A 25,629-nucleotide genomic window follows, 5' to 3' on the forward strand; every position below is an offset into this window, starting at 1 on the left:
GGGTTGGCGCGCATGAACCGGATCCTGATCGTCGAGGACGAGGAGCGCATCGCCTCCTTCGTCGAGAAAGGGCTGCGTGCGGGCGGCTTCACCACGACCGTCGTGGGGGACGGCGACGCGGCCTACGAGTACGCGCTGACCGGCGGCTTCGACCTGGTGATCCTCGACATAGGGCTGCCCGGACGGGACGGCTTCACCGTGCTGCGGGAACTGCGCGAGGCCCGGGTGACGGTCCCGGTGATCGTACTGACCGCCCGGGACTCCGTACGCGACACGGTGGCCGGCCTGGAGGGCGGCGCCGACGACTGGATGACCAAGCCGTTCCGCTTCGAGGAACTCCTCGCCCGGGTACGGCTGCGGCTGCGTACGGCGGTCAGGGCGCCCGAGGTGACCATGCTGCGCGGCGGGGACCTGACCCTGGACCTGCGTACCCGCAGGGCCCGCGCGGGAGAGCGGACGGTCGATCTGACGGCGCGGGAGTTCGTACTCCTGGAACTGTTCCTGCGCCACCCCGGGCAGGTGCTGTCGCGCGAGCAGATCCTCTCCCACGTCTGGGGCTACGACTTCGATCCGGGGTCCAACATCGTTGATGTGTACGTCCGTTCACTGCGCAAGAAGCTAGGGGCGCAGAGCGTGGAGACGGTGCGCGGGATGGGGTACCGGCTGCCCGGATGACGCCACGCCCTACCGCGTGAAGTTCCTTTCATCTACGGCTCATTGAGGACTCACCGCGTCCGTGAACTCTGGATGTCGTGAGCCTGACTTCCCCACAAATACGCCAAGCCGCCGCCCTCTGCGTGGCCCTCAGCATCTGCGCCCTGCTGATCGTGCCCGGCAACTTCCCCGGGCTCAGCGGTGACGCGAGACTGACGCTCGCCGTCTTCGCGCTGGCGACCTGCGCCTGGATCGGTACGCCCATCGACGACACGTACATCGCCCTGGGTGCGGGACTCGCCCTCACGGTGACCGGCGTGATCAGCAGCGAGACGCTCTTCGGCACCCTCGGCGACTCCACCGTGTGGCTGCTGATCTGCGCCTTCGTACTCGCCGCCGCGGTGGCCCGGACCGGACTCGCGGGGCGGGCGGCGGCGTTCCTGGTCAGCGGCGCGCGCAGCGTCCGTCAGCTGGCCCATCTGACCACGGCGGCACTCGTCGTGACGGCCTTCGCGGTGCCCGCGACCTCCGGCCGGGCGGCGCTCGCGCTGCCGGTGTTCCTCGCGCTCGCCAAGGTGCTGGCCGACCGGAAGCGACTGGTCGTGATGCTGGCGCTGCTGTTTCCGACCGTGATTCTCCTGTCGGCGGTGGCGACCCTGATCGGTGCGGGAGCGCATCTGATCACGGTGTCGGTGCTGTGGGAGGCGACCGGCAACCGGGTCGGCTTCACGCAATGGCTGCTGATCGGCCTGCCGTTGGCGGTGGCCTCCTCCCATCTGGCCGCCGAGGTCGTGCTGTTGACGACCACGAGGCGCGCGGACCGCCGAGGTCCCGTACGGATCACGACCGATGACATCCAGCGGCACAGCGAGCAACCGGTCACCGGCCCGTGGTCGTCCGCCGAGTCACGCTGTCTGATGCTGCTCGCCACCGTGGTGGCCCTGTGGTGCAGCGAACCGCTCCACCAGGTGCCCCCCGCGGTCGTCGCCCTGATCGGCGCGATCGTCGCGTCCTCGCCCGCGCTCGGCACCGTACGCCTCAAGGACGCCCTCAAGACCGTCCCCTGGTCGCTGCTCCTCTTCATGGCCGCGACGATGGCGATGGGCGTCGCGCTCGCGAACTCGGGGGCGGCGAAGTGGCTGGTCGCCGGCCTTCCGGTCGACGTGGAGCCGTGGCTCTTCCTCGCGCTCGTGATCGCTGTCAGCACGGCGGCGCATCTCGTGCTCCAGTCCCGCTCGGCCCGCTCGTCCGTCCTCGTCCCGCTGGTCATCGCGGCGGCCGTGGGCGCCGGGGTCAACCCGGTGGCCGCCGCGCTGGCGTCCACCGCGGCGGCCGGCTTCTGCCACACGCTCCCGGCCTCCGCGAAACCGGTCACGCTCTTCGCCGAGATCCCCGGCACGCCGACCTACACCTCGCGCGACCTGCTGCGCCTGTCCGCCGTACTGGCCCCACTGACCGCCGCACTCGTCCTGCTCTTCGCGCTGGCGGTATGGCCGCTGCTGGGCGTGCCGGTCCTCAATCCCTGAAGTCCCGCAGCCCCGACGTCCCGAAGCTCTCACCCCTCTCACCCCTCTCACCCCTCTCACCCCTCTCAATCCCCTGAAGTCCTGAAGGAGTTCCACCATGCTGACCCGTTTCGCCGTGGCCCCCAGCGGCTTCAAGGAGTCCCTGTCCGCCCAGGCCGCCGCCGACGCCATCGCGGCCGGCGTACGCCGTGTCGTCCCCGACGCCGAGATCGACCTCATCCCCCTGGTCGACGGCGGCGAGGGCACAGCCACCGCACTGGCCGCCTCGACCGGAGGCAGGCTGGTCGCCCTGCCCGCCACGGGTCCGGTGGGGGAACCCGTCGGCACCCACTTCGCGCTCCTCGGTTCGCGGGACACGGCGGTGGTGGAGATGGCGGCGGTCGCGGGCCTCTCCCTCGTCCCGCACAGCCTGCGCGACCCGGGCGCCACGACCACGTACGGCGTCGGCGAACTGATCCGCGCCGCCCTCGACACGGGCGTACGACGGATCCTGGTGGGCTGCGGCGACTCGGGGACGTCGGACGGGGGCGCCGGCGCGCTCCAGGCACTCGGCGCCCGGCTGCTCGACGCGGACGGCTTCGAACTCCCACACGGCGGACGGGAGTTGACCCGCCTGCACCGGATCGACCCGACCGGCCTCGACCCCCGCCTCACTCAGGTGGAACTGCTCGTCGCCTGCAACCCGTACAACGTGCTGTGCGGCGAGCGCGGCGTGGCGCGGGTCTTCGGCCCGCAGAAGGGCGCGACCCCCGCGCAGGTCGAGGAGCTGTCGGCGGGCCTGGAGAACTGGGCGTACGTCCTCACCCGCGACCTCTCCATCACCTCCGACCTGTGCGGCGGCCCCGGAACCGGCGCCTCCGGAGGCCTGGGCGCGGGCCTGGCCGCCCTGGGCGCCCGCCTCCTCCCCCGCTTCGACGTCCTCCTGGACCACCTCGACCTGGACGCCCGTCTCGCCCGCGCCGACCTGGTCCTCACCGCCGAGGGCGCCCTGGACCGGCAGACGCCGCGCGGCAAGATCCCGGCGGAGGTGGCCCGCCGCGCCAAGCTGCACGGCCGCCCGGTCCTCGCCCTCGCGGGCACACTCGGCGAGGGCGCGCACACGGTGCCGGGCGTGGACGCCTTCACCGGCATCCTGCCCGCCCCGATGGCCCTCGCCGAGGCCCTGGTCCGCGGAAGCGAACTCCTCACGGACGCGACGGAGCGGGCCCTGCGGATGATCCTGCTGGGCGCCCGGCTACCAGCTCACGCTCCGGCGGAGGTATCCGGGACGCAACGGCCGTCCTCCGTACGGTAGTTCCACCGCGCCCCGTCCCTCACCAGCTCCTTGACCGCGCCCACGAACCGCTCCACATGCTCGTCCGGCGTCCCCGCCCCGAAGCTCACCCGGATCGCGTTGAGCGACTTCTCGCCGGGCACGGCCTCAGGGGCGCCGCACTCGCCCTGGGCCTGCGGCTCACTGCCGAGGAGGGTACGAAGGAGGGGGTGGGCGCAGAAGAGCCCGTCACGTACGCCGATGCCGTACTCGGCGGAGAGCGCGGCGGCGAAATGCGAGCTGTTCCAGCCGTCGACGACGAAGGAGATGACGCCGACGCGCGGGGCGTCGTCCCCGAAGAGCGAGAGAACACGCACTTCAGGCACCTCGGCGAGACCTGCCCGTACGGTGTCGATCAGATACTGCTCACGGGCGACGAGCGTGTCGAAGCCGACCTCGGTGAGGGCCTTGCAGGCGGAGGCGACGGCGTAGGCACCGATGACGTTGGGCGACCCGGCCTCATGCCGAGCGGCACTGTCATGCCACTCCACATCGACGCCACCGTCCGCCCGACGCGACACCTTCCGACTAGCACCGCCACCCGCGAGATACGGGTCCGCCTCACGCAGCCAGTCGGAACGCCCGGCGAGCACACCCGCCCCGAAGGGCGCGTACAGCTTGTGCCCCGAGAACGCGACCCAGTCGACGTCCAACTCCCGTACGGAGACGGGGTGATGGGGCGCCAGCTGCGCGGCGTCGAGCACGATCCGCGCGCCGTGCGCGTGCGCGGCGGCGGCCAGTTCGCGTACGGGCCACAACTCGCCGGTGACGTTGGAGGCTCCGGTGACGCAGACGAGGGCGGGACCGCTGGGATCCCGGTCGGCGAGGGCGCGCTCGAGGGTGGCGACGGCCTGGGCGGGCGTGCGCGGCGCGTCGAGGCAGGTGACGTGGGCGTTGCGCCAGGGCAGCAGCGAGGCGTGGTGCTCGGTCTCGAAGACGTAGACCTGGCAGTCGGCGGGGAGAGCGGCGGCGAGCAGGTTGAGCGAGTCGGTGGTGGACCGGGTGAAGACGACCTGGTCACCGTCCCGGCAGTCGAGAAACTCGGCGACGGCGATCCGAGCGTTCTCGAACAGATCCGTGGACAACTGGGACAGATACCCGGCCCCCCGGTGCACGCTCCCGTAGTACGGCGCGTACGCGGCCACGTCGTCCCACACCCTCTGGAGGGCCGGGGCACTGGCGGCGTAGTCGAGAGCGGCGTACGTGACCTCGCCGCCGGTGACAAGAGGAACGGTGACGTCCCGTCCCAGAACAGGCAACGGCTCAGCGACAGCGGTGAAGACAGACATGACACTCCCTCGAGACCAGGACCCCTGGTTCATCGCGAGGGGTCCGCGCTTGCCGCAGGCCTTGCTGCCTACGACCTGGTCTTCACCCGGGGCACCCCGCCACGGACGGAGGGTTGCCGGACAGCCGGCCGGGGCCTCTTGGCTGTCACTCATGACCTGCCGCCGAACATACGCAACCTGTTCGACCGATTGCAACTCCGGTCCGGATCCCGGAACGGGGGGTTTCTCGCCCCCGCCGCCCCTACCCGTCCCATCCCAGGGGCTGCGCCCCGGGCCCCCGCCAGGGGGTGGGGGTGACACGTCGTGTCGCGGCTGCAGGTGCGTCGTGGTTGCTCGCGCAGTTCCCCGCGCCCCTGAAGGGCGCGTCCCTGGAACCGCCAGCCACCATGCTCACCAGCCACCACGTGCCCGCAGCCTCCCACCGGCGGGAGGGGCCGTGGGCCGGTGCGTCGTATGCCCGTCGCTTAGGTTCTGTCTCAGGAAACCCGCACCCTGTACCAGCAAAGGGCCGTACGCCCGGCCTGCGACGGGCTGACGCACCGGCCCACGGCCCCGACCCACCCACCGGACCCCAAGGGGCGCGGGGAACGGCGCGACCAGCCACAACGGACCCGCACCCGACAACGAACCCACCCGCCCAACCGCCGGAGGCACTACGCGTTACTAACAGCCACCCACCGGTCCAACGTCCGCTTCGCCACCCCCGAGTCAATGGCCTCCGCCGCCCTGGCCATCCCCTCACGAAGCTGGTCCGCAAGCGGACCGTCACCCGGCGACAGAGCCACCAACGCCGCCGCCGAGTTCAGCAGCACAGCGTCCCGCACAGGCCCGGTCTCCCCGTTCAGCAAGCGCAGCGCCACGTCCGCGTTGTACGAAGCGTCAGCCCCCCGCAACGCCTCCACCGGCACCAGCTCGATCCCCGCATCCCGCGGATCGAAGATCTCCTCGTGGACCTTCCCGTCCCGTACCACCCAGACACGCGACGTGGACGTGGTGGTCAGCTCGTCGAGACCGTCGTCGCCGCGGAAGACCAGGGACGAGTTGCCGCGCTCGGCGAGGACGCCGGCCACGATGGGCGCCATCCGCGCGTCGGCGACCCCGACGGCCTGCGCCTTGACGCGGGCCGGGTTGGTGAGCGGACCGAGCAGGTTGAATGTCGTCCGGATCCCCAACTGCGCCCGTGCGGCGCCCACATGACGTAGCGCCGGATGGAACTTCACCGCGAAGCAGAAGGTGATCCCGGCCTCCTCGGCCACCTCGGCGACCCGCTGCGGCGTCAGCTCCAGATTGACGCCCAGCTTCTCCAGTACGTCCGAGGCTCCGGAGGCCGACGAGGCCGCGCGGTTGCCGTGCTTGACGACCTTCGCCCCGGTCCCTGCGATCACGATCGCCGACATCGTGGAGATGTTGACGGTCTTCGCCCCGTCCCCACCCGTACCGACGATGTCGACGGTGTCCCCCGACACCTCGATCAGATTGGCGTGGTCGTACATCGTCCGTACGAGCCCGGAGATCTCCTCGACGGTCTCTCCCTTGGCCCGCAGCGCCACCGCGAACCCGGCGATCTGCGCGTCGGTCGCCTCGCCGCGCATGATCAGGTCCATCGCCCAGGCCGTGTCGTCCGCGGTCAGGTCGCGCCCGTCCAGCAGTCCGTTCAGCAGCGCGGGCCAGGAACGGCCCGCCGCGGTGTCGCCTCCAGCGGGGGTCACAGCGTTCATCAGCCGCTCCTGGTCGTCATCGTCCGTCCCGAAAGGTTGGCACCCACCCTATCCAGCTCCGGGGGACGGCAAAGAGCCCCGTCCATGCAATGGACGGGGCTCTTTGGAACCGCGCGTGGCGAGCGCAGCGATCAGTGGTGGCCGTGGCCGCTCGTGATCTCCCGGTACTCCTCGGCGGTCGGCTTGGGGATCTGGCTGTCTTCCCCGTAGTAGGCCTTGCTGAGCTTGGACTTCAGCTTCTGCGGGGCCTTCACCTTGCGCTCGACGCCGTTCTCGTCGACCGTCGGGCCGATCTCGGCCGGCTGGTACTGCTCGTGCGCGGTGAGCACATGCAGTTGCTCCTGGCTGAGCGGCTCGTGGACCTCGATGAACTCACCGTGCGGCAGGCGCTTGATGATGCCCGACTCGCGGCCGTGCAGCACCTTGTCCTTGTCGCGGCGCTGCAGGCCGAGACAGATCCGCTTGGTGACGATGAACGCGATGACCGGTCCGACGAAGAACCCGATCCGGACGAACCAGGTGACCGCGTTGATCGACAGATGGAAGCTGGTGGCAATGATGTCGTTGCCACCACCGATCAGCATGATCATGTACGCGGTGATCCAGGCGACACCGAAGGCGGTACGCGTCGGGGCGTTGCGCGGCCGGTCCAGGATGTGGTGCTCGCGTTTGTCCCCGGTGATCCAGGACTCGATGAACGGATAGAGCGCGATCACCCCGAGGAAGAGACCGAAGATCACCAGCGGGATGAACACGCCCAGGACGAGCGTATGGCCCGCGATATTGATCTCCCAGCCGGGCATGGCCCGGACCAGTCCCTCGGCGAAGCCCATGTACCAGTCGGGTTGAGCACCCGTGGACACCTGATCCGCGCGATACGGGCCCAGTACCCAGATCGGGTTGATGGACGCGACACCGGCGAGGGCGGCGATGAACCCGAAGACCAGGAAGAAGAAGCCTCCGGCCTTGGCCATGTAGACCGGCAGCAGCGGCATCCCGACGACGTTCTTGTCGCTCCGGCCGGCGCCCGCGAACTGCGTGTGCTTGTGGTAGAAGACCAGGATCAGGTGGCCGACCACGAGCGCGAGCATGATGCCCGGCAACAGCAGGATGTGGATCCCGTAGAACCGCGCGACGAAGTCGTCGCCCGGGAACTCCCCGCCGAACAGGAACATCGAGATGTACGTGCCGATGATCGGCGTGGACAGGATCGCGCCCTGTGTGAAGCGGACACCGGTGCCGGACAGCAGGTCGTCCGGGAGCGAGTAGCCGGTGAACCCGGTGAACATGCCCAGGACGAACAGCAGGAACCCGAACAGCCAGTTGATCTCACGCGGCTTGCGGAAGGCGCCGGTGAAGAAGACGCGCATCATGTGCACGAACATGGCGGCCAGGAAGATGATCGCCGCCCAGTGGTGGATCTGCCGGATCAGCAGACCGCCGCGCACGTCGAAGCTGATGTCCAGCGTGGAGGCGTACGCCTCACTCATCAGCACGCCCTGCATCGGGACGTAACTGCCGTGGTACTCGATCTCGTTCATCGACGGGTGGAAGAACAGCGTCAGATACACACCCGTGAGGATGATGATGATGAAGCTGTAGAGGGCGATCTCACCCAGCATGAAGGACCAGTGGTCCGGGAAGATCTTGCGCATGTTGGCCTTGGCCAGGCCGTAGATGCCGAGGCGGCCATCGGCCCAGTCGGCGACCCGCTCGCCCGCGGGTGCCTTGCGGCGGTCGTCGGTTGAAGTGCTCATCCGCGCTCCCAGAAAGCAGGACCGACGGGCTCTTCGAAGTCGCCGAGCGCCTCGAGGTAGCCCTCGTCGTTCACGCCGATCCGCAGCTGCGGCAGGGCGTGACCAGCGGGGCCGAAGATCACTCGGGCACCGTCGGAGAGGTCGAAGGTGGACTGGTGACAGGGGCAGAGGACGTGGTGCGTCTGCTGCTCGTACAGGGAGATCGGGCAGCCGACGTGGGTGCAGATCTTCGAGTACGCCACGGTGCCCTCGTGGGACCACTCGAGCTCGCGCTTGTCCTTGATGTCGTCCGGCTGCAGCCGGACGATCATCAGGGCCGCCTTGGCGATCTCGTTCTGGAAATCGTGGTCGTGCTCCTCCAGGCCCTCGGGCTTGGCGAAGGTCAGTGAACCGACCGCGATGTCAGAGGGACGCAGCGGCTCGTTCGTGTTCATGTTGACGAGCAGCTTGCCCTTCTTCCACAGCGTGTGCCGCAGCTTGTCCTCCGGCAGCGGACCGAGGTCGCGCAGAAGGACGACGCCGGAGAGCGGGAACAGGGCCAGCGCGCCGAACATCGTGTTGCGGATCAGCTTGCGGCGGCCGAGCGCGGACTCCTTGGCACCCTGCCGGAAGTCCTCCATGACCTTGGCCTTGACCTCGGGCGTGGCCTCGATCGCGTGCCGCTCGTCGACGAGTTCCACGTCGGACATCAGCGTGCGGGCCCAGTGGACCGCGCCCGCGCCGATGGCGAACAGCGCCACACCGAGGGTCATACCGAGCGCGAAGTTCAGCGCGCTGATGTGGCCGAGAGGCCAGATGTAGACGATCTTGTCGACCGGGATCGCCACGAACGCGGCGATGAAGGCGACGGTGGCCAGCATCGACAGCGTGAACAGAAGGGCGACCGTACGCTCGGACCGCTTGGCGGCCCGCTCGTCGATGTCCTGGATGCGGTGCTCGTGGGGCGGCAGCCCCGGGTCCGCGAACGGATGCTTCTCGCCCGGGACGGCTACCGCACCGTGCTCGTCGTCGGCCCGCTCTTCGGGCAGGTTCTCTTCTGGAGTTTCTTGGCTACTCATGACTTCTTGGCCTTTGCGGTCCGGGCGGCGACCCACACGGCGACGGCGATCAGTCCACCGAGACCGAAGATCCAGCCGAACAGGCCCTCGCTGACCGGCCCGAGGCCGCCCAGGTCCAGTCCGCCGGGGCTCTTCGACTTGTCGCTGTTGACCTCGCCCAGGTACGCGATGATGTCCTTCTTGTTCTTCTCCGTCAGCGTGGTGTCGGGGAAGGACGGCATGTTCTGCGGGCCGGTCTCCATGGCCTCGTAGATGTGCTTCGGATCGACGTCTTCCAGCGTCGGGGCGTACTTGCCGTTCGTCAACGCGCCGCCCTCGCCGGTGAAGTTGTGGCACTGCGCGCAGTTGTTACGGAACAGCTCGCCGCCCTTGGCGATGTCCGCGCCCTCGGGGCTGTACTGGTTCTCGGTCGGCACGGCGGGACCGGCACCGAACGAGGCGATGTACGCCGCGAGCTGGTCGATCTCGGCCTGCGAGTAGATGTTCTTCTTCTTCGGCACCTGAGCGCCGGGCTGCTGCGCCGGCATACGGCCGGTACCGACCTGGAAGTCGACGGCCGCGGCACCCACACCCACCAGGCTCGGCCCGTCGGAGGTGCCCTTACCGCCCGTGCCGTGGCAGCTGGCGCAGCCGACGGCATAGAGCTTCTGGCCCTCTTCGATGGTGAGGGTCTGGGCGGTCTCATCGGCCTTGGCAGGGTCCGGGGGCGCGACCAGGGTGTAGATCCCCCCGGTGGCCGCCAGCGCGATGAGTAGGACGACGACCGCCGCCAGCGGATGGCGTCGTCGTGCGGAGAGCTTTTTCACGGATTACCCCGGTGTCAGGATCTTCTGCGTCGGTGCTTCTGGACAGTGCGCGGGAGCGGGCCCGGCTACTTGATCATGTAGATCGTGGCGAAGAGGCCGATCCAGACGACATCGACGAAGTGCCAGTAGTAGGACACGACGATGGCGGCGGTCGCCTGCTCGTGCGTGAACCTGTGGGCCGCGTACGTACGCCCCAGGACCAGCAGGAAGGCGATGAGACCACCCGTCACGTGCAGGCCGTGGAAGCCGGTGGTCAGGTAGAACACCGAGCCGTACGGGTCGGACGAGAGCGAGAGGCCCTCGTGCTTGACCAGCTCCGTGTACTCGAAGACCTGACCGCCGATGAAGACCGCACCCATGATGAAGGTGACGATGAACCACATCCGGAGCTTCTTCACATCGCCCTTCTCGGCGGCGAACACGCCGAGCTGGCAGGTGAGGGAGGAGAGCACCAGGATCGTGGTGTTGGCCGCCGAGAACGGGAAGTTGAGGGTGTCCGCCATCTCCTTCCAGTGATCCGGCCCGGTCACCGATCGCAGGGTGAAGTACATCGCGAAGAGGGCCGCGAAGAACATCAGCTCGGAACTCAGCCAGATGATGGTTCCGACGCTGGTGAGGTTCGGCCGATTGACCGACGGGTGCGCGTGCCCGGTTTCTACTGTCGTTGCTGTCGCCACGACCGACATTATGTCGGTCGCTTATCCCGCCCTCACCCCGGGGGGTGCCGTTCGGAGTGTCCGTGCGCTGTGCGCTGCCCGGATGGCTCAGGGAACGGGGTCCGGACCGGTGTGTAGCAGGTGTTCAAGGGAGTAGCATCCGCGCAGCGAACCATTCGGTCCATGTCCGTACGACGTCCTTACGACGCGAGTCCCGAAGTCACGGAGGAACAATGCAGGCGACCGCCACGGTGCTGGTCTACAGCGACGACTCCACTACGCGGGAGCAGGTGCGGCTCGCCACCGGGCGCCGGCCGGCGAGTGATGTTCCTCAGGTCGAGTTCATCGAGTGCGCGACTCCGGCGGCGGTTCTCAAGGAGCTGGACCGGGGTGGGATCGACGTCTGTGTGCTGGACGGTGAGGCCGTGCCGATGGGCGGCATGGGGATGTGCCGCCAGATCAAGGACGAGGTGTTCAACTGCCCGCCCGTGCTGCTGCTGATCGCGCGGCCGCAGGATGCGTGGCTGGCCACGTGGTCTCGGGCGGACGCGACGGCAATCCTGCCGGTGGAGCCTGTTGACTTCGCGTCGGCGTTGGCTTCTCTGCTGAGGCAGAAGACCCTGAGCGCCTGAGAGCTCGGTCCAGTAGGTAGTTTGGCGGCTGCCGGCCCGTTGTGGTTGATCGCGCCCACGCGGCGGAGCCGCAAATCGATACAGCCCCGCGCCCCTAACGGGGCGCCCCCTGGACGTCCGCTCATGCCGAAACCGGAGTTAGGCGTGCCCTGTCCTGCGGGCTCGGCCCCTCCACCAACGCGCTGCCCTTCTGCCACTTCTGCCAGTCGAGGTTCCAGTCGCCGAAGCCGTTGTCGAAGGGGGTCATCATGTCGCCTTCCGAGTTGACGACCTTGACGATGTCGCCGGGGCGGACGGTCTTGAAGAACCAGGCGGCGTTCGCGGTGCTCATGCCGGTGCAGCCGTGGCTGACGTTGGCGGAGCCCTGGGAGCCGGTGGACCAGGGGGCGGCGTGGACGTACTCGCCGCTCCAGGTGACGCGGGTGGCGTAGTAGACGGGCAGGTCGTACGACTCCGCGCTGCCCTCGGCGATGCCGATGCTGGTGCTGCGCATCCGTACGAAGTACTCCTTGCCGAGCACGACCTTGACGCCGTTGCGGGTCTCGAAGCCGGGCTTGCCGGTGGTGATGGGGATCCGCTTGATCACCTTGCCGTTGCGGTGGACCGCCATAGAGTGCGCGGCGGCGTCCGTCACGGCTTCGACGCGGTCGCCCGTGGTGAGCTTCAGGGGCTTGGCCGTGCCGCCCCAGAGCCGTTCGGCGACCTTTATGCCGTTGAGGTTGCTGTACGCGCGGATGGTGGCGTGGGCGGGCCAGTACTCCCTGGGGCGGTAGTGCAGGGTCTTGGCGTCCACCCAGTGCCAGGCGCCCTCCATGGCGGGCTGCGAGACGACCTTGAGGGCGCGCTCGACGACCTTCCGGGCCGCCTTGTCCTTGAGGGGGGCGCTGAGTTCGGCCGTGACGGGCTGGCCGACACCGTACGTGCCCGCGTCGGGGCCGAACTTGACGCCCAGCCGCTTCTTCGTGGTGGGCCTGCCGGTGTCGAAGGCGAGGACCTTGCGGCCGGGCTCCCCGTCCTCGTTCTCCGTGCTCACCCGCACCGTGTAGCGGGCGCCCGCAGCGAGCGGTGAGGTGCTGTGCCAGCGGGAGCCGTCCGCGGAGAGTTCGCCCGCCACGTACCGCCCGGCCGCGTCCGTGGCCGTCACGTCGGTGATGCGTCCGTCGGAGTCCTCGGCGGTGATCTCCAGGGGCTTGTCCGGGTCGGCCTTCTTGCCGTCGCCGACCGGGGCGTTGAAGGAGATCTGTTCCGCCGCGTCGTACGGCCTGGCCGAGAGCGGGTGACCGTCGGAGTCGCAGGCCGTGACGCCCGCGACCACGACCAGGGTGACCAGCAGCAAGGTGCAGCTGGTGACGGTGCGGTTTCGCGGTGAGGGGCTCATGCGTTCAACGTAAGAACGCACGACCACTGCGGCGCGGCGGGTGGCCCGTATGGGGGATGCCTTGTCCGGCAGACGAGGGAGCCCGGACCCTCCGTGACGGAGGGTCCGGGCTCCAGAGCGCCGAGCGCGTGTTACTGGGTGCGGTTCTCGCCGTGGTAGTACTCGAAGACCCAGCCCCACAGGCCGATCGCGATGATCGGCAGCGAGAAGTACAGCAGCCACCAGCCGAAGACGACGCCCATGAAGGCGAGCGCGCCACCGATGCCGAGGGAGAGCGGCTGCCAGCTGTGCGGGCTGAAGAAGCCGATCTCGCCGGCGTCGTCCGCGACGTCGGCCTCCTTGTTGTCCTGGGCGCCCACATCGACCCGCCGGGCCGTGAAGGCCAGGTAGTAGCCGATCATGATGCTCAGGCCGAAGCCCAGGAAGAGCGCCGTGGTGCCGGCCGGCTCCTTCGACCAATAGCCATAGACGATCGCCATGGCGAGGATGAAGACGGCCAGCCAGATGAACATCTTGCCCTGGATCTTCACTTGCCGGCCTCCTTGCCACCAGCGAGGGACTTCTCAGCAGGACCGACGTTCTCGAGCTGGTCGATGGCGGCGATCTCCGGATGGTGCAGGTCGAACGCCGGGGATTCGCTGCGGATCCGCGGCAGGGTGAGGAAGTTGTGCCGCGGCGGCGGGCAGGATGTCGCCCACTCCAGCGAGCGGCCGTAGCCCCACGGGTCGTCGACCTCGACCTTCTTGCCGTACTTGGCGGTCTTCCACACGTTGTAGAAGAACGGCAGAAGCGACAGGCCGAGCACGAAGGAGCTGATCGTCGAGATCGTGTTCAGCGCGGTGAAGCCGTCGGCCGCGAGATAGTCCGCGTACCGCCGCGGCATGCCCTCGGCACCCAGCCAGTGCTGGACGAGGAACGTGCCGTGGAAGCCGATGAACAGCGTCCAGAAGGTGATCTTGCCGAGGCGTTCGTCGAGCATCTTGCCGGTCATCTTCGGCCACCAGAAGTGGAAGCCGGAGAACATCGCGAACACCACCGTGCCGAACACCACGTAGTGGAAGTGCGCCACCACGAAGTACGAGTCGGAGACGTGGAAGTCCATCGGCGGCGAGGCCAGGATGACACCGGTCAGACCACCGAAGGTGAAGGTGATCAGGAAGCCGGTGGCCCACAGCATCGGGGTCTCGAACGACAACGACCCCTTCCACATCGTTCCGATCCAGTTGAAGAACTTCACGCCCGTTGGCACGGCGATCAGGAACGTCATGAAGGAGAAGAACGGCAACAGCACGCCGCCGGTGACGTACATGTGGTGCGCCCACACGGTGACCGACAGACCGGCGATCGCGATGGTCGCGCCGATCAGGCCCATGTAGCCGAACATCGGCTTACGGGAGAAGACCGGGATGACCTCGGAGATGATGCCGAAGAACGGCAGCGCGATGATGTACACCTCTGGATGCCCGAAGAACCAGAAGAGGTGTTGCCACAACAACGCGCCACCATTCGCGGCATCGAAGATATGTGCCCCGAATTTCCGATCCGCCTCCAGCGCGAACAGCGCGGCGGCCAGCACCGGGAAGGCGAGCAGCACCAGCACCGCGGTGAGCAGCACGTTCCACACGAAGATCGGCATGCGGAACATGGTCATGCCCGGGGCGCGCATGCAGATGATGGTGGTGATGAAGTTGACCGCGCCGAGGATGGTGCCGAAGCCGGAGAACGCCAGGCCCATGATCCACATGTCGGCGCCGATGCCCGGCGAGCGGACCGCGTCGGACAGCGGGGAGTAGGCGAACCAGCCGAAGTCGGCGGCGCCCTGCGGGGTGAGGAAGCCGCCCACCGCGATCAGCGAGCCGAACAGGTACAGCCAGTAGGCGAACATGTTCAGCCGCGGGAACGCCACATCGGGGGCACCGATCTGCAGCGGCATGATCCAGTTCGTGAAACCGGCGAACAGCGGCGTCGCGAACATCAGCAGCATGATCGTGCCGTGCATCGTGAACGCCTGGTTGAACTGCTCGTTCGACATGATCTGGCTGCCGGGGCGGGCCAGCTCGGCGCGCATCAGCAGCGCCATCACACCGCCGATGACGAAGAACGCGAACGACGTGACCAGATACAGCGTGCCGATCGTCTTGTGGTCCGTGGTGGTGAGCCACTTGACGACGACGTTGCCGGGCTGCTTCCGCCGTACCGGGACCTCGTTCTGGTACGTGTCTTCCGGCGCGGCACCCTGAGGTTCGTTGAGGATGCTCACAGTTGGTTCGTCTCCCGGTTCTTCTCGTGGTCCGTCTGCTCGATACCGGCCGGGACGTAACCGGTCTGGCCCTTCTCCGCGAGCTCCCTGAGGTGGGCCTCGTAACGCTCGGGAGAGACGACCTTCACGTTGAAGAGCATCCGGGAGTGGTCGACGCCGCACAGTTCGGCGCATTTGCCGAGGAAGGTGCCCTCCTTGTTGGGGGTCACCTGGAAGGAGTTGGTGTGGCCCGGGATGACGTCCTGCTTCATCAGGAACGGCACCACCCAGAAGGAGTGGATGACGTCACGCGAGGTGAGGACGAAGCGGACCGTCTTGCCCTTGGGGAGCCAGAGGGTCGGACCGGGGTTGTTCGTCTGGGGGTTCCGCTGGCCCGGGGTGCCGACGTCGTAGACACCGCCGGCGTTCGCCGGGAAGTCGTCCTTGAACCGCTGCGGAATCGCGTCCAGGTTCTTGTCGGTCTTCGCGTCGCCGTCCGAACCCTCGACGTTCTCGACGTAGTTGAAGCCCCAGCTCCACTGGTAGCCGACGACGTTGACCGTCACGTCCGGCTTCTTGTCGAGGCTGAGGAGCTCCGACTCGTCGCGGGCCGTGAAGTAGAACAGCACCGAGACGATGATGAGGGGGACCACCGTGTACAGCGCCTCGATGGGCATGTTGTACCGGGTCTGCGGGGGAACTTCGACCTTGGTGCGGCTGCGCCGGTGGAAGAAAGCACTCCACAGGATCAGGCCCCAGACCAGCACGCCCGTGGCGAGTGCTGCGGCCCACGAGCCCTGCCACAGGGAGAGGATCCGCGGAGCCTCTTCCGTGGTCGGGGTGGGCATACCAAGGCGGGGGAAGTCTTCCCAGTTGTACGAGCAACCAGAGGCTGTCGCCAGGACCAGGCCCGCAGTCAGTGCCTGCAGCAGCTTCCGCCGCATCGGGCGCTGCGGCGTGGGGGTACCGCCCGCGCCCCCCAGGGCGTGGGGGAGGTCGGAGCCGTTGGGACTCACGTAGCGCCTTCCCGAGAGTCTCGCCCGCGCGTGTTGGCTGCGGCCTTCTCGGTGGTCGGTCGCCGCCCTGCGTCGGGCAGGGGTTTGGATGTTTATGCGGACCAAACCCTAGCCGACGCCCTCCGGGGGTTCGCGGGGAGGGGGCCCCTACGTGCCGCCGGTCAGCCGAAGGGTGGTTGGGGCGCCTGATAGCTCGGGGGTGCGGCTATGTGTGGCGAGTGCGGGTTGTTTGTGGCTGGTCGCGCCCGCGCGGCGGAGCCGCATATCGACACAGCCCCGCGCCCCTTGGTCCGCTGCCCTGAGGTCCGCCGCGCTGCTGAACGTTAGCGTTGCTGTGTGGCCTACTTTGACGCTGCTTCCAGCGCTCCCCTCCATCCCGTTGCCCGGCAGGCCCTTGTCGCCTCGCTCGACGAAGGGTGGGCCGACCCCGCACGGCTCTACCGCGAAGGGCGGCGCGCCCGGCTGTTGCTCGATGCGGCGCGTGAGGCTGCTGCCGAAGCGGTGGGGTGTCGGGCGGACGAGTTGGTGTTCACCTCATCCGGTACGTCGGCCGTGCATTCCGGGATCGCCGGGGCGCTGGCGGGACGCCGCCGCGTCGGGCGCCACCTGACCGTGTCCGCTGTCGAACACTCTTCGGTGCTGCATGCGGCGGAGGTCCATCGGGCCGAGGGCGGGGCGGTGACCGAAGTGCCCGTACTGCGTACGGGTGCCGTCTCTCCCGACGCGTACACCGCCGCCCTCCGCCCCGACACCGCGCTCGCCTGTCTGCAGTCGGCCAACCATGAGGTGGGTACGGAGCAGCCGGTCGCCGCCGTCGCCGCCGCGTGCCGTGAGGCGGGCGTACCGCTGCTGGTGGACGCGGCGCAGTCGTTGGCCTGGGGGCCGGTCGAGGGTGAGTGGTCGCTGCTGACGGGCAGCGCCCACAAATGGGGCGGGCCCTCGGGTGTCGGGCTGCTCGTCGTACGCAAGGGGGTGCGGTACGCCCCTCAAGGCCCCGTCGACGAACGGGAGTCGGGCCGTGCTCCCGGCTTCGAGAACATCCCCGGCATCGTCGCCGCGGCGGCCTCACTGCGTGCGGTGCGCGCGGAGGCTGCCGCCGAGTCGGCCCGGCTGCGGGAGTTGACGGACCGGATCCGCGCGCGGGTGCCGGAACTGGTCCCGGATGTGGAGGTGGTGGGCGACCCGGTACGCCGGCTCCCCCACCTGCTCACCTTCTCCTGTCTCTATGTCGACGGAGAGACACTGCTGCACGAGCTCGACCGCGAGGGCTTCTCGGTGTCGTCCGGATCGTCCTGCACGAGCAGCACGCTGACGCCGAGCCATGTGCTGAAGGCGATGGGGGTACTGACGGAGGGCAACGTCCGGGTGTCGCTGCCGCTGGGCGCGCCCGAGGAAGACGTGGACCGTTTCCTGCACGTACTGCCGGCCGCGGTCTCGACGGTCCGCGAGAAGCTGGGCGCTCCGGTCCACGCGCCGAAGGCCCCCGCCGCCGAGAACACCCTCACCGTGGACGCCCTCGGCAGGCGCTGCCCCATCCCGGTCATCGAACTCGCGAAGGTCATCGACGACGTCCCCCTGGGCGGCACCATCCGCGTCCTTTCGGACGACGAGGCGGCCCGCCTGGACATCCCGGCGTGGTGCACGATGCGAGGTCAGGAGTACGTCGGGGAGGAGCCGGCGGACCACGGTTCGGCTTACGTGGTCCGCCGTACGTCGTAGCCGGGCGGCTGTCGGGCCAGGTGTCAGGCCAGGTGGGCCTGGACCTCCGCCGCCGCCTCATGGCCGTACGCCTTGGTGAAGCGGTCCATGAAGTGGGCGCGGTGCAGCTCGTACTCCTGCGTGCCGGTGGTCTCGATGACCAGTGTGGCGAGCATGCAGCCGACCTGGGCGGCGCGCTCGTGCGAGACGCCCCAGGCCAGACCCGAGAGGAAGCCCGCGCGGAACGCGTCGCCGACCCCGGTCGGGTCCGCCTTCACCGTCTCCTCGGCGGTGGCGACCTCGATGGTGTCCTCGCCGACGGCCTCTATGCGGACGCCGCGCGCGCCGAGGGTCGTCACGCGGTGGCCGACCTTGGCGAGGATCTCGGCGTCCGTCCAGCCGGTCTTGGACTCGATGAGCCCCTTCTCGTACTCGTTCGAGAAGAGGTACGTCGCGCCGTCCAGGAGTATCCGGATCTCCTCGCCGTCCATGCGTGCGATCTGCTGGGAGAAGTCGGCCGCGAAGGGGATCCCCCGGGTCCGGCACTCCTCGGTGTGCCGGAGCATCGCCTCGGGGTCGTCCGCGCCGATGAGGACGAGGTCGAGCCCGCCGACGCGGTCGGCGACCGACTTGAGTTCGATGAGCCGGGCCTCGCTCATGGCGCCGGTGTAGAAGGAGCCGATCTGGTTGTGGTCGGCGTCCGTGGTGCAGACGAAGCGGGCGGTGTGCAGCACCTCGGAGATGCGTACGGACGCGGTGTCGACGCCGTGCCGGTCCAGCCAGGCCCGGTACTCGTCGAAGTCGGCGCCCGCGGCTCCGACCAGGATCGGCCGGGAGCCGAGCTGGCCCATGCCGAAGGCGATGTTGGCGCCCACACCTCCCCTGCGTACGTCCAGTTTGTCGACCAGGAACGAGAGGGAGACCGTGTGCAGCTGGTCGCCGACCAGCTGGTCGGCGAATCGGCCGGGGAAGGTCATGAGGTGGTCGTTGGCGATGGAGCCGGTGACTGCGATACGCACGGCTAGGACACGCTCCTGCGAGGAGGGAGAGTTGACAGTTCACGCTATCGGGTCGGCTCCGCAACTTCGAAGCGGGAAGAACTACCCGATAGTAGGGCTTTTGCCGTAGGCCATGCGGTGCATACGGTTCCGATATGACGAACCTCAAGATCCACGGCTCCGCTCCGCTGGGCCTCGAAGGCGGTCTCGACCTCGAGGGCGGCCTCGCGGAACTGCGCGGCGACTGCGCCCGGATGGTGCCGCACTGGACCGCACCCGCCCGGATCACTCCCCTCCCGGTGTCCCCGTCACTCATCCACGGCGTAACGGTTCCGCCGAAGTCCGCCCGCCTGCTGGACGCCATGTCGGACTACGGGGACTAGGAGGGAGCCCGGAGGGAACCATGCGCTCCCCCGCCGCGTCCCATGGCTGTCCCCCGTAAAGGGGAGACGGGATACGACCCTGCTGCGCCCTGCCCCGGTCAGGGCCGGGTCTCATGGGACCGCGGTGCGGTAGAAGGAGCGATGCGGTGAACACCGAGCGACCCGACGACGATGCCGTCCGGGAGGAAGCCGAAGCCGCCCAGGACGAAACTGTCCGGGGCGAGGCCGCCCAGGACGAGGCCGCGCGGGACGAAGCTGTCGTGGACGAGACCGTCGTCGACGAAGCCGTCCGGGACGAACCCGTCCGGCCGCGCCGGAGGCGTTCGGTGGCCGTCGCCTCGGTCGCGGCGGCGGTGCTGCTCGTCGGGGGCGGCGGGGCGTACTTCGCCACGAGCGCGTCGGGCGGCGGTGGCGCGGATGACCGGGGCGGATCCGGTACGCCGGGAGGCGAGGGCGATCCGCCGCCGCTCGCCCTGGACGGCTACACCGAGAGCGGTACGGGCGACACGACCGGCATCGCGCCCGGCGAGCCCGACCCGAACGGCACGAAGTACCGCGCCGAGGGCAGGCTCCCCGAGGGTCCCGGCTCCGCGCCCGTGTACCGCACGAAGGGCGAGGTCACGGCCGCCGAGGTCGCCGAACTGGCGAAGGCTCTTGGCGTGGCGGGCAAGCCGACGGCTCAGGGCGAGACCTGGAGGGTCGGGGCCGTCAAGGACGGTTCGGGACCGGGCCTTCAGGTGAGCAAGAAGGCGCCCGGCACCTGGACGTACAGCCGCTCCGTCCCCGGCATCGACACCTGCGAGAGCACCACGGTGTGCGAGAGCGGCGCGACCACCCCGGACGCCGAGGTCGACCCGGTGAGCGTGGACGCCGCGAAGAAGGCCGCCGCGCCCGTCCTGAAGGCGATCGGCCAGGACGACGCGAAGCTCGACGCGAGCCAGCTCATGGGCACGAAGCGCGTGGTGAACGCCGAGCCGGAGGTCGGCGGGCTGCCGACGTACGGCTGGACGACCGGTGTCCAGATCGGCGCGGACGGTCAAGTGGTGGGCGGCAGCGGCCAGTTGAAGGCACCGGCGAAGGGGGACACGTACCCGGTCCTCGGCGCGGAGAAGACGCTCGACCTGCTGAACCGGTCCGCGGCGGGCGACGGACGCGTGGGCATCGGCGGGTGCGCCACCCCCGTCCCTCTGGAGGGTACGGAGAATGCCCCGTGCGAGCCGTCGACCTTGAAGTTCACGCCCGCCGCGGTCGTCGAGGACGCCACCTTCGGTCTGGCGTCGCAGTTCGTGGACGGGCGGCAGGCGCTGGTGCCCTCCTGGCTCTTCGAGGTACGGACTGAAGGGGCCGAGGAGAGCTTCACGGTGACGCATCCGGCGGTCGAGCCGAGGTTCCTGACCTCTCCGGGCCGGCCGAAGGACACTCCGAGCGCCCCGACCACTCCGAGTGCGAAGCCTGGGGAGCCCGGTGACGAGCCGAGCGCCGCGCCGGCCCAGCGGGACGTCAGGGTCGAGGGCTACAGCGCGGACGGCAAGAAGCTGACCGTGCGCTTCACGGGCGGCGTGTGCAGCGACTACTCGGCGTCGGCTGAGGAGAAGGGCGACGTCGTGACGGTCAAGGTGACCGAGACGCCGTGGAAGGACAAGGTCTGCATCATGATCGCGAAGACCTTCCACAAGACGGTGGAGCTGAAGGAGCCGCTCGGGGACCGCAAGGTCGTGGGTACGGACGGCAAGGCGCTGCCGCTGGAGAAGGACCTGCCGAAGCTGACCAAGTAGGCGCCGGACGCTCCGCTGGGGATGCAGTTCGAAGCTGCGGGTCCGTTGTGGCTGGTCGCGCAGTTCCCCGCGCCCCTAAGAGGCCTGCGGCCTCCTTAGGGGCGGTGGCGTACCGGACTTCAGCAAGTCCGCTCAGCAAGCCCGCCGCACAGGCTCTGAGCACGCGAAGGCGGCGCCCTGTTGGAGGGGGCGCCGCCTTTCTGCGGGACACGGCCTTCTGTACCGCGAGGTACGAGGCCGGGCTCGGGGTCAGCTGAAGGAGTCGCCGCAGGCGCAGGAACCCGACGCGTTCGGGTTGTCGATCGTGAAGCCCTGCTTCTCGATCGTGTCCACGAAGTCGATGGAGGCGCCGCCCAGGTACGGAGCGCTCATACGGTCGGTGACGACCTTCACACCGCCGAACTCCTTGACGACGTCGCCGTCGAGGGAGCGCTCGTCGAAGAAGAGCTGGTACCGCAGGCCGGAGCAGCCGCCGGGCTGAACGGCGACGCGCAGTGCCAGATCGTCGCGGCCTTCCTGCTCGAGCAGGCCCTTGACCTTGGCCGCGGCGGCGTCCGACAGGAGGATGCCGTCGCTCACGGTGGTGGTCTCGTCCGATACGGACATCTGCTTCTCTCCCGGGTTGTACGGAGACTGCTTGCCGACGGTTGCAACCGGCGGGGCCGCGGATTCATTCCGGGCCGAGCGCGTGTCTTTCGCTTGCTCCTTCATGCTCGCACATGCGGTCGGGAGCGGAAAATGTCCTGTGGACAAGCCGCGGACCTGTGGACAACCCCCGGGGGGCAGCCTTCCTGGACCGCCCTGACCGCCCTGGACAGCCCCGGGTGTACGCCTTTGATGTACGCCTTCCCGCAACCTGCCCGTTCACCGCCTCTCACCGACTCGGAACGCGGCGGGATTCACGTCACATCGACAATATGGCCATCGTCAAACTGACATGAAGCGGTTATGATAGATAACGTCAATTCGACGAAAAGGCTTGTTCTGCTTGATCGTTCCAGGTGATTCAAGCGAGCCGCAGAACAGAAAGGGTGCGTGTTTCGTGACCACCGCCCAGACCCAGGAGCTCGACGTACAGCCGACGCCCCTCGCCCTGCTGCTGCTCGGCCGTGAGGCCGACCCGAGGAGCGAGCGCGGCGTCGAGTGTCCCGGTGACCTGCCCTCGCCGTCCGACCCGGACCTGGTCGAGCGTGCCCGCGCGGCAAAGGAGAAGCTCGGGGACAAGGTCTTCGTGCTCGGCCACCACTATCAGCGTGACGAGGTCATCCAGTTCGCGGACGTCACCGGGGACTCCTTCAAGCTCGCCCGGGACGCGGCGGCGCGGCCCGAGGCCGAGTACATCGTCTTCTGCGGTGTGCACTTCATGGCGGAGTCGGCGGACATCCTGACCGGCGACGACCAGAAGGTCGTACTGCCGGATCTCGCCGCCGGCTGCTCCATGGCCGACATGGCGACGGCCGAGCAGGTCGCCGAGTGCTGGGACGTGCTGACCGAGGCCGGGATAGCCGAGCAGGTCGTCCCCGTCTCGTACATGAACTCGTCCGCGGACATCAAGGCGTTCACGGGCAAGCACGGCGGCACGATCTGCACGTCGTCCAATGCCAAGCGGGCCCTGGAGTGGGCCTTCGAGCAGGGCGAGAAGGTCCTCTTCCTGCCCGACCAGCACCTGGGGCGGAACACCGCGGTGCGGGACATGGGCATGTCGCTCGACGACTGCGTCGTCTACAACCCGCACAAGCCGAACGGCGGGCTGACCGCCGAGCAGCTGCGCGACGCGAAGATGATCCTGTGGCGGGGTCACTGCTCGGTGCACGGCCGCTTCAGCCTGGAGTCGGTCGAGGACGTACGGGCGCGGATCCCGGGCGTGAACGTCCTCGTCCACCCCGAGTGCAAGCACGAGGTCGTGGCCGCGGCGGACTACGTCGGTTCCACCGAGCACATCATCCAGACCCTGGAGGCGGCTCCGGCGGGCTCCAAGTGGGCGATCGGTACGGAGTTGAATCTCGTACGCCGCCTGGCGAACCGTTTCGCGCCCGAGGGCAAGGAGATCGTCTTCCTCGACAAGACGGTCTGCTTCTGCTCGACGATGAACCGCATCGACCTGCCGCACCTGGTCTGGGCACTGGAGTCCCTGGCCGAGGGCAACCTCGTCAACCGCATCGAGGTGGACCGGGAGACCGAGCAGTTCGCGAAGCTGGCGCTGGAGCGGATGCTGGCGCTGCCGTAACTCGGTGTCCGGCCCCGCTCACCCCGAGGAGGGCTTCTGCTCGGGGTGAGCGGGGTCGAGGCTGACTACGGTGCCGTCCGGGGTGACGACGACCAGCGCGCCAGCATGGCGCAACACCCTGGCCATCCAGCCGGTGTCCATTCGTGCGGCCTTCGGCAGGGTCTCCCAGAGCAGCGTGCCCTTCCTCGCGTCGAGAGCTCCCACCCGGCCGCTGGCGCTGGCCAGGTACACGACGCCCGTCCGCGAGTCGTACGTGGCCTCGCCCGGTTGTTCCAGGCTGGTCGGGGTCTGCCACACCTGCTTGCCCGTCCGGGCCGACACCGCGGTCACCCGACCGCTGACGGTGGCGAACCACAGAGTGCCGTCAGCCAGCGTCACCTGTCCCGCGTACTCCTCGGCCAGCTTCGTCGTGCTGCTCGCACCGGTGTCCGGGTCCACCAGCCGGATCCGGGCGTACACCGCCTCCTCGCCGTTTCCTTCCTCGTCCCGGGGCGATTCGAGGAGGAGCAGTCGGCCGTCGAGGACCCCGAGCAGGCCGCCGTCGTTCGGTACCGTCAGCCGACGCGTCGAGCCATCGGCCCGGTCCAGCTCCACGAGTTGGATGTTCCGGGGTGCCTCCGTGTCCAGCGTGTCCAGACTGCACTGCAGGTACAGATCCTCGCCGGCCTCACTGAACCCGCAGAGGTGGTTCTTGGGCAGCGGTGTCGTCCAGCGCTCGGCGCCGGTGCGCGGCGAGCGTGCGGTCACCGAGCGGCCGCTGTCGTCCGGAGTCATGACGAGGTCGCCGGAGAGGATCACGTCCACCAAGTCGTCGTTCACCTCACGGCTCCAGAGCCGCTCACCGGTCTCGGCGTCGAGGGCGACGACGCTGGTCGTGTCGTCGTCCGCGTCGTCGGGGTAGAAGAGCTGGTGGATGAGCACCGCGCCGTCCCGGACGCCGAGAAGCGTGAAGGTGTACGTCCCTTCGCCCTTGACGGTCGGCACCGCCTCCGCGCGCCAGACGGTCTCGCCGGTCAGCCCGTCCAGTCGTACGGGAAGGATCCCGTCGCCCGCGCAGTAGACGGCGCCCTCGTACACCCGGCAGTCCGGCCCGCCCCGCATCCCGCCGCCGTTCACCTCCAGCGCCTTCTTCTCGCCGCGCGCGGAGGTCTCGTACACCGTCGTCTGCCACGGCTTCCAACCGCTCGGCGGCGCCGACCACCGCCCGTCGCTGCTCTCCGCCCATCCCGGCCCGAGCGTCAGGTAGGCCGTGAGGCCGAGGACGATGGCGCCGACCGTGCCGGTCGCGGCCCACAGCGGGCGGATACGGCTCCGTAGGCCGGGCCGGCCGTCGCCGCCCGGGTCGGCCACCGTCCCGGGGCGGGTCTCCGCCACCGCCTGCGCGGCCCGGCCCAGTGCCACGGTGGGCAGGTCGCCCGCGTCCCCCTCCGGCAGGGCTGTCGCGAACTCCCGTCCCAACTCGTCGAGTCCGGGCCGTTTCGCCTCGTCCTTGGCCAGGCAGCGCTCCAGGATCGTGTGCAGCGGTCGGCCCACCCCGTCCAGCACAGGCTCGTCGTGGACCACCCGGTACGCCGTCAGATAGGGGCTGTCGGTGTCGAACGGGCCCCGTCCGGTCACCGCGTACACCAGCAGTGCCCCGAGCGAGAACACGTCCGAGGCCGGACCGACCGTGCGGGCGTCGGTGAGCTGCTCCGGGGACATGAACGGCGGGGTGCCGATCATCTGGCCGGTCTCGGTCAGGGTCTGGTTCTCCGCCGCGCGGGAGATGCCGAAGTCGATGACCCGGGGGCCGTCCTCGGCCATCATGACGTTCGCCGGCTTCAGGTCGCGGTGCACGACCCCGGCCCGGTGGATGTCGCGCAGCGCCTCCACCAGACCGAGCGCCAGCTGCCGCAGTTCGGCGTCCCGGAGCGGGCCCCGGTCGCGGATCAGTTGCGCGAGCGAGCGGCCGGGCACGTACTGCGTCGCCATCCACGGCCGCGCCGCCTCCGGGTCGGCGTCCACGACCGGTGCGGTGAAGGCGCCGCTCACCTTGCGGACGGCCTCGATCTCCTGCCGGAACCGGGCCCGGAAGACGCCGTCCGTGGCGTACTGGGCGTGCACCACCTTGACGGCGACCTCGCGCCCCGAACGGGCTCTGCCCCGGTAGACGACCCCCATGCCCCCGGCTCCGAGCCGGTCGACCAGCTTGTACCCGCCGACCGACTTCGGGTCGTCCCTTCGCAGTGGCACCGCCCGAATCCCCTTCCCCCGTAAAGCAGTTCGAGCCCACAGGATACGTAACGGCACACGACGACGGCCGGGCACCGAACCGTTGGGGCTCGGGGCCCGGCTGCCGGGGACGCTGCGGTCACACGGACGCGGGCTCCGGCCAGGGCTCGGCGATGAAGCCGCCTCCGCCCGTGATGCCCAGGGCCATGGGGAGGACAGCGAAGATCGTCGCCAGCGCCGTCATCAGGATGGGGCGGAGGCGGCCGCCTTCCAGTGCGGCCGTCGCCCGCGGTCCC

General features: G+C 69.0%; 21 protein-coding genes, 1 pseudogene and 1 riboswitch. Of the genes and pseudogenes, 8 read left to right on the forward strand and 14 right to left on the reverse strand.

Annotation, left to right across the window (positions count from 1 at the left end):
• Positions 1–12 precede the first annotated feature (12 nt).
• The 3 genes from ACYVO6_RS09955 to ACYVO6_RS09965 all read left to right on the forward strand — a co-directional run bounded on the left by ACYVO6_RS09955 (position 13) and on the right by ACYVO6_RS09965 (position 3,474).
• Positions 13–675 (forward strand): response regulator transcription factor, encoded by a 663-nt coding sequence (locus ACYVO6_RS09955; protein WP_461059478.1) that lies wholly within the window; start codon positions 13–15, stop codon positions 673–675.
• An 83-nt stretch (positions 676–758) separates the two neighbouring features.
• Positions 759–2,180 carry an SLC13 family permease gene (locus ACYVO6_RS09960; protein WP_461059555.1) on the forward strand — a complete coding sequence of 474 codons (1,422 nt, stop codon included), beginning with the start codon at positions 759–761 and terminating at the stop codon, positions 2,178–2,180.
• A gap of 97 nt (positions 2,181–2,277) precedes the next feature.
• Complete coding sequence (locus ACYVO6_RS09965; RefSeq protein ID WP_461059480.1) at positions 2,278–3,474, forward strand: glycerate kinase; 1,197 nt, start codon at positions 2,278–2,280, stop codon at positions 3,472–3,474.
• On the opposite strand, the gene ACYVO6_RS09970 is transcribed toward ACYVO6_RS09965, so the two are convergent.
• From ACYVO6_RS09970 to ctaE, 6 genes are all read right to left on the reverse strand, one after another.
• A complete protein-coding gene (locus ACYVO6_RS09970; protein WP_461059482.1) occupies positions 3,423–4,781 on the reverse strand; it encodes an aminotransferase class V-fold PLP-dependent enzyme in 1,359 nt (452 codons plus the stop codon). The genes ACYVO6_RS09965 and ACYVO6_RS09970 overlap by 52 nt on opposite strands.
• Positions 4,782–4,821: 40 nt before the next feature.
• A riboswitch (SAM riboswitch) is annotated at positions 4,822–4,938 on the reverse strand.
• 496 nt (positions 4,939–5,434) lie between these two features.
• Positions 5,435–6,499, reverse strand: coding sequence for an anthranilate phosphoribosyltransferase (gene trpD / locus ACYVO6_RS09975; RefSeq protein ID WP_461059484.1), 1,065 nt, complete (start codon positions 6,497–6,499; stop codon positions 5,435–5,437).
• 131 nt (positions 6,500–6,630) lie between these two features.
• Positions 6,631–8,256, reverse strand: a complete 1,626-nt coding sequence (gene qcrB, locus ACYVO6_RS09980; protein WP_461059486.1) for a cytochrome bc1 complex cytochrome b subunit — start codon at positions 8,254–8,256, stop codon at positions 6,631–6,633.
• Complete coding sequence (gene qcrA, locus ACYVO6_RS09985; protein WP_461059488.1) at positions 8,253–9,314, reverse strand: cytochrome bc1 complex Rieske iron-sulfur subunit; 1,062 nt, start codon at positions 9,312–9,314, stop codon at positions 8,253–8,255. Before qcrA ends, qcrB begins: the two co-directional genes overlap by 4 nt.
• Positions 9,311–10,120, reverse strand: a complete 810-nt coding sequence (gene qcrC, locus ACYVO6_RS09990; protein WP_461059490.1) for a cytochrome bc1 complex diheme cytochrome c subunit — start codon at positions 10,118–10,120, stop codon at positions 9,311–9,313. Before qcrC ends, qcrA begins: the two co-directional genes overlap by 4 nt.
• Before the next feature lie 65 nt (positions 10,121–10,185).
• Positions 10,186–10,806 (reverse strand): aa3-type cytochrome oxidase subunit III, encoded by a 621-nt coding sequence (gene ctaE, locus ACYVO6_RS09995; RefSeq protein ID WP_461059492.1) that lies wholly within the window; start codon positions 10,804–10,806, stop codon positions 10,186–10,188.
• 203 nt (positions 10,807–11,009) lie between these two features.
• Between ctaE and ACYVO6_RS10000 the strand changes: the two genes are divergently transcribed.
• Entirely contained in the window at positions 11,010–11,408 is a 399-nt protein-coding gene (locus tag ACYVO6_RS10000) for a response regulator (protein ID WP_461059493.1), read from the forward strand.
• Positions 11,409–11,529: 121 nt separating this feature from the next.
• On the opposite strand, the gene ACYVO6_RS10005 is transcribed toward ACYVO6_RS10000, so the two are convergent.
• The 4 genes from ACYVO6_RS10005 to ctaC form a co-directional block, all read right to left on the reverse strand.
• Entirely contained in the window at positions 11,530–12,786 is a 1,257-nt protein-coding gene (locus ACYVO6_RS10005) for a L,D-transpeptidase (protein ID WP_461059495.1), read from the reverse strand.
• A gap of 131 nt (positions 12,787–12,917) precedes the next feature.
• On the reverse strand, positions 12,918–13,316 hold the full coding sequence (locus ACYVO6_RS10010; RefSeq protein WP_461059497.1) for a cytochrome c oxidase subunit 4: 399 nt from the start codon (positions 13,314–13,316) through the stop codon (positions 12,918–12,920).
• Positions 13,313–15,046: an aa3-type cytochrome oxidase subunit I gene (ctaD, locus tag ACYVO6_RS10015; protein ID WP_461059499.1), complete on the reverse strand. Its 1,734-nt coding sequence runs from the start codon at positions 15,044–15,046 to the stop codon at positions 13,313–13,315. Before ctaD ends, ACYVO6_RS10010 begins: the two co-directional genes overlap by 4 nt.
• A complete protein-coding gene (gene ctaC, locus ACYVO6_RS10020) occupies positions 15,043–16,041 on the reverse strand; it encodes an aa3-type cytochrome oxidase subunit II (RefSeq protein ID WP_461059501.1) in 999 nt (332 codons plus the stop codon). Before ctaC ends, ctaD begins: the two co-directional genes overlap by 4 nt.
• 336 nt (positions 16,042–16,377) lie before the next feature.
• Here ctaC and ACYVO6_RS10025 point away from each other — a divergent pair, with 336 nt between their 5' ends.
• Entirely contained in the window at positions 16,378–17,760 is a 1,383-nt protein-coding gene (locus ACYVO6_RS10025) for an aminotransferase class V-fold PLP-dependent enzyme (protein ID WP_461059503.1), read from the forward strand.
• A gap of 23 nt (positions 17,761–17,783) precedes the next feature.
• Here the strand turns inward: ACYVO6_RS10025 and ACYVO6_RS10030 are convergent, their stop codons facing one another.
• The gene (locus ACYVO6_RS10030) at positions 17,784–18,758 is read right to left on the reverse strand and encodes a carbohydrate kinase family protein (protein WP_461059505.1); all 975 of its coding nucleotides are present in this window, start codon (positions 18,756–18,758) and stop codon (positions 17,784–17,786) included.
• A 134-nt stretch (positions 18,759–18,892) separates the two neighbouring features.
• On the opposite strand from ACYVO6_RS10030, the gene ACYVO6_RS10035 reads away from it, so the two are divergent.
• Positions 18,893–19,120, forward strand: coding sequence for a hypothetical protein (locus ACYVO6_RS10035; protein ID WP_033325434.1), 228 nt, complete (start codon positions 18,893–18,895; stop codon positions 19,118–19,120).
• 146 nt (positions 19,121–19,266) lie between these two features.
• On the forward strand, positions 19,267–20,895 hold the full coding sequence (locus tag ACYVO6_RS10040; RefSeq protein ID WP_461059507.1) for a hypothetical protein: 1,629 nt from the start codon (positions 19,267–19,269) through the stop codon (positions 20,893–20,895).
• Between the two features lie 249 nt (positions 20,896–21,144).
• Here the strand turns inward: ACYVO6_RS10040 and ACYVO6_RS10045 are convergent, their stop codons facing one another.
• Entirely contained in the window at positions 21,145–21,501 is a 357-nt protein-coding gene (locus ACYVO6_RS10045) for a HesB/IscA family protein (RefSeq protein WP_033325602.1), read from the reverse strand.
• Between the two features lie 436 nt (positions 21,502–21,937).
• On the opposite strand from ACYVO6_RS10045, the gene nadA reads away from it, so the two are divergent.
• Positions 21,938–23,122: a quinolinate synthase NadA gene (gene nadA, locus ACYVO6_RS10050; protein ID WP_461059509.1), complete on the forward strand. Its 1,185-nt coding sequence runs from the start codon at positions 21,938–21,940 to the stop codon at positions 23,120–23,122.
• 18 nt (positions 23,123–23,140) lie between these two features.
• Here nadA and ACYVO6_RS10055 read toward each other — a convergent pair whose 3' ends face one another.
• Complete coding sequence (locus ACYVO6_RS10055; protein ID WP_461059511.1) at positions 23,141–25,354, reverse strand: protein kinase domain-containing protein; 2,214 nt, start codon at positions 25,352–25,354, stop codon at positions 23,141–23,143.
• Positions 25,355–25,496: 142 nt separating this feature from the next.
• Positions 25,497–25,613: pseudogene (locus ACYVO6_RS10060) on the reverse strand (efflux RND transporter permease subunit); the annotation flags it as partial.
• Between the last annotated feature and the right edge of the window lie 16 nt (positions 25,614–25,629).

Source organism: Streptomyces pseudoechinosporeus (assembly GCF_054783935.1).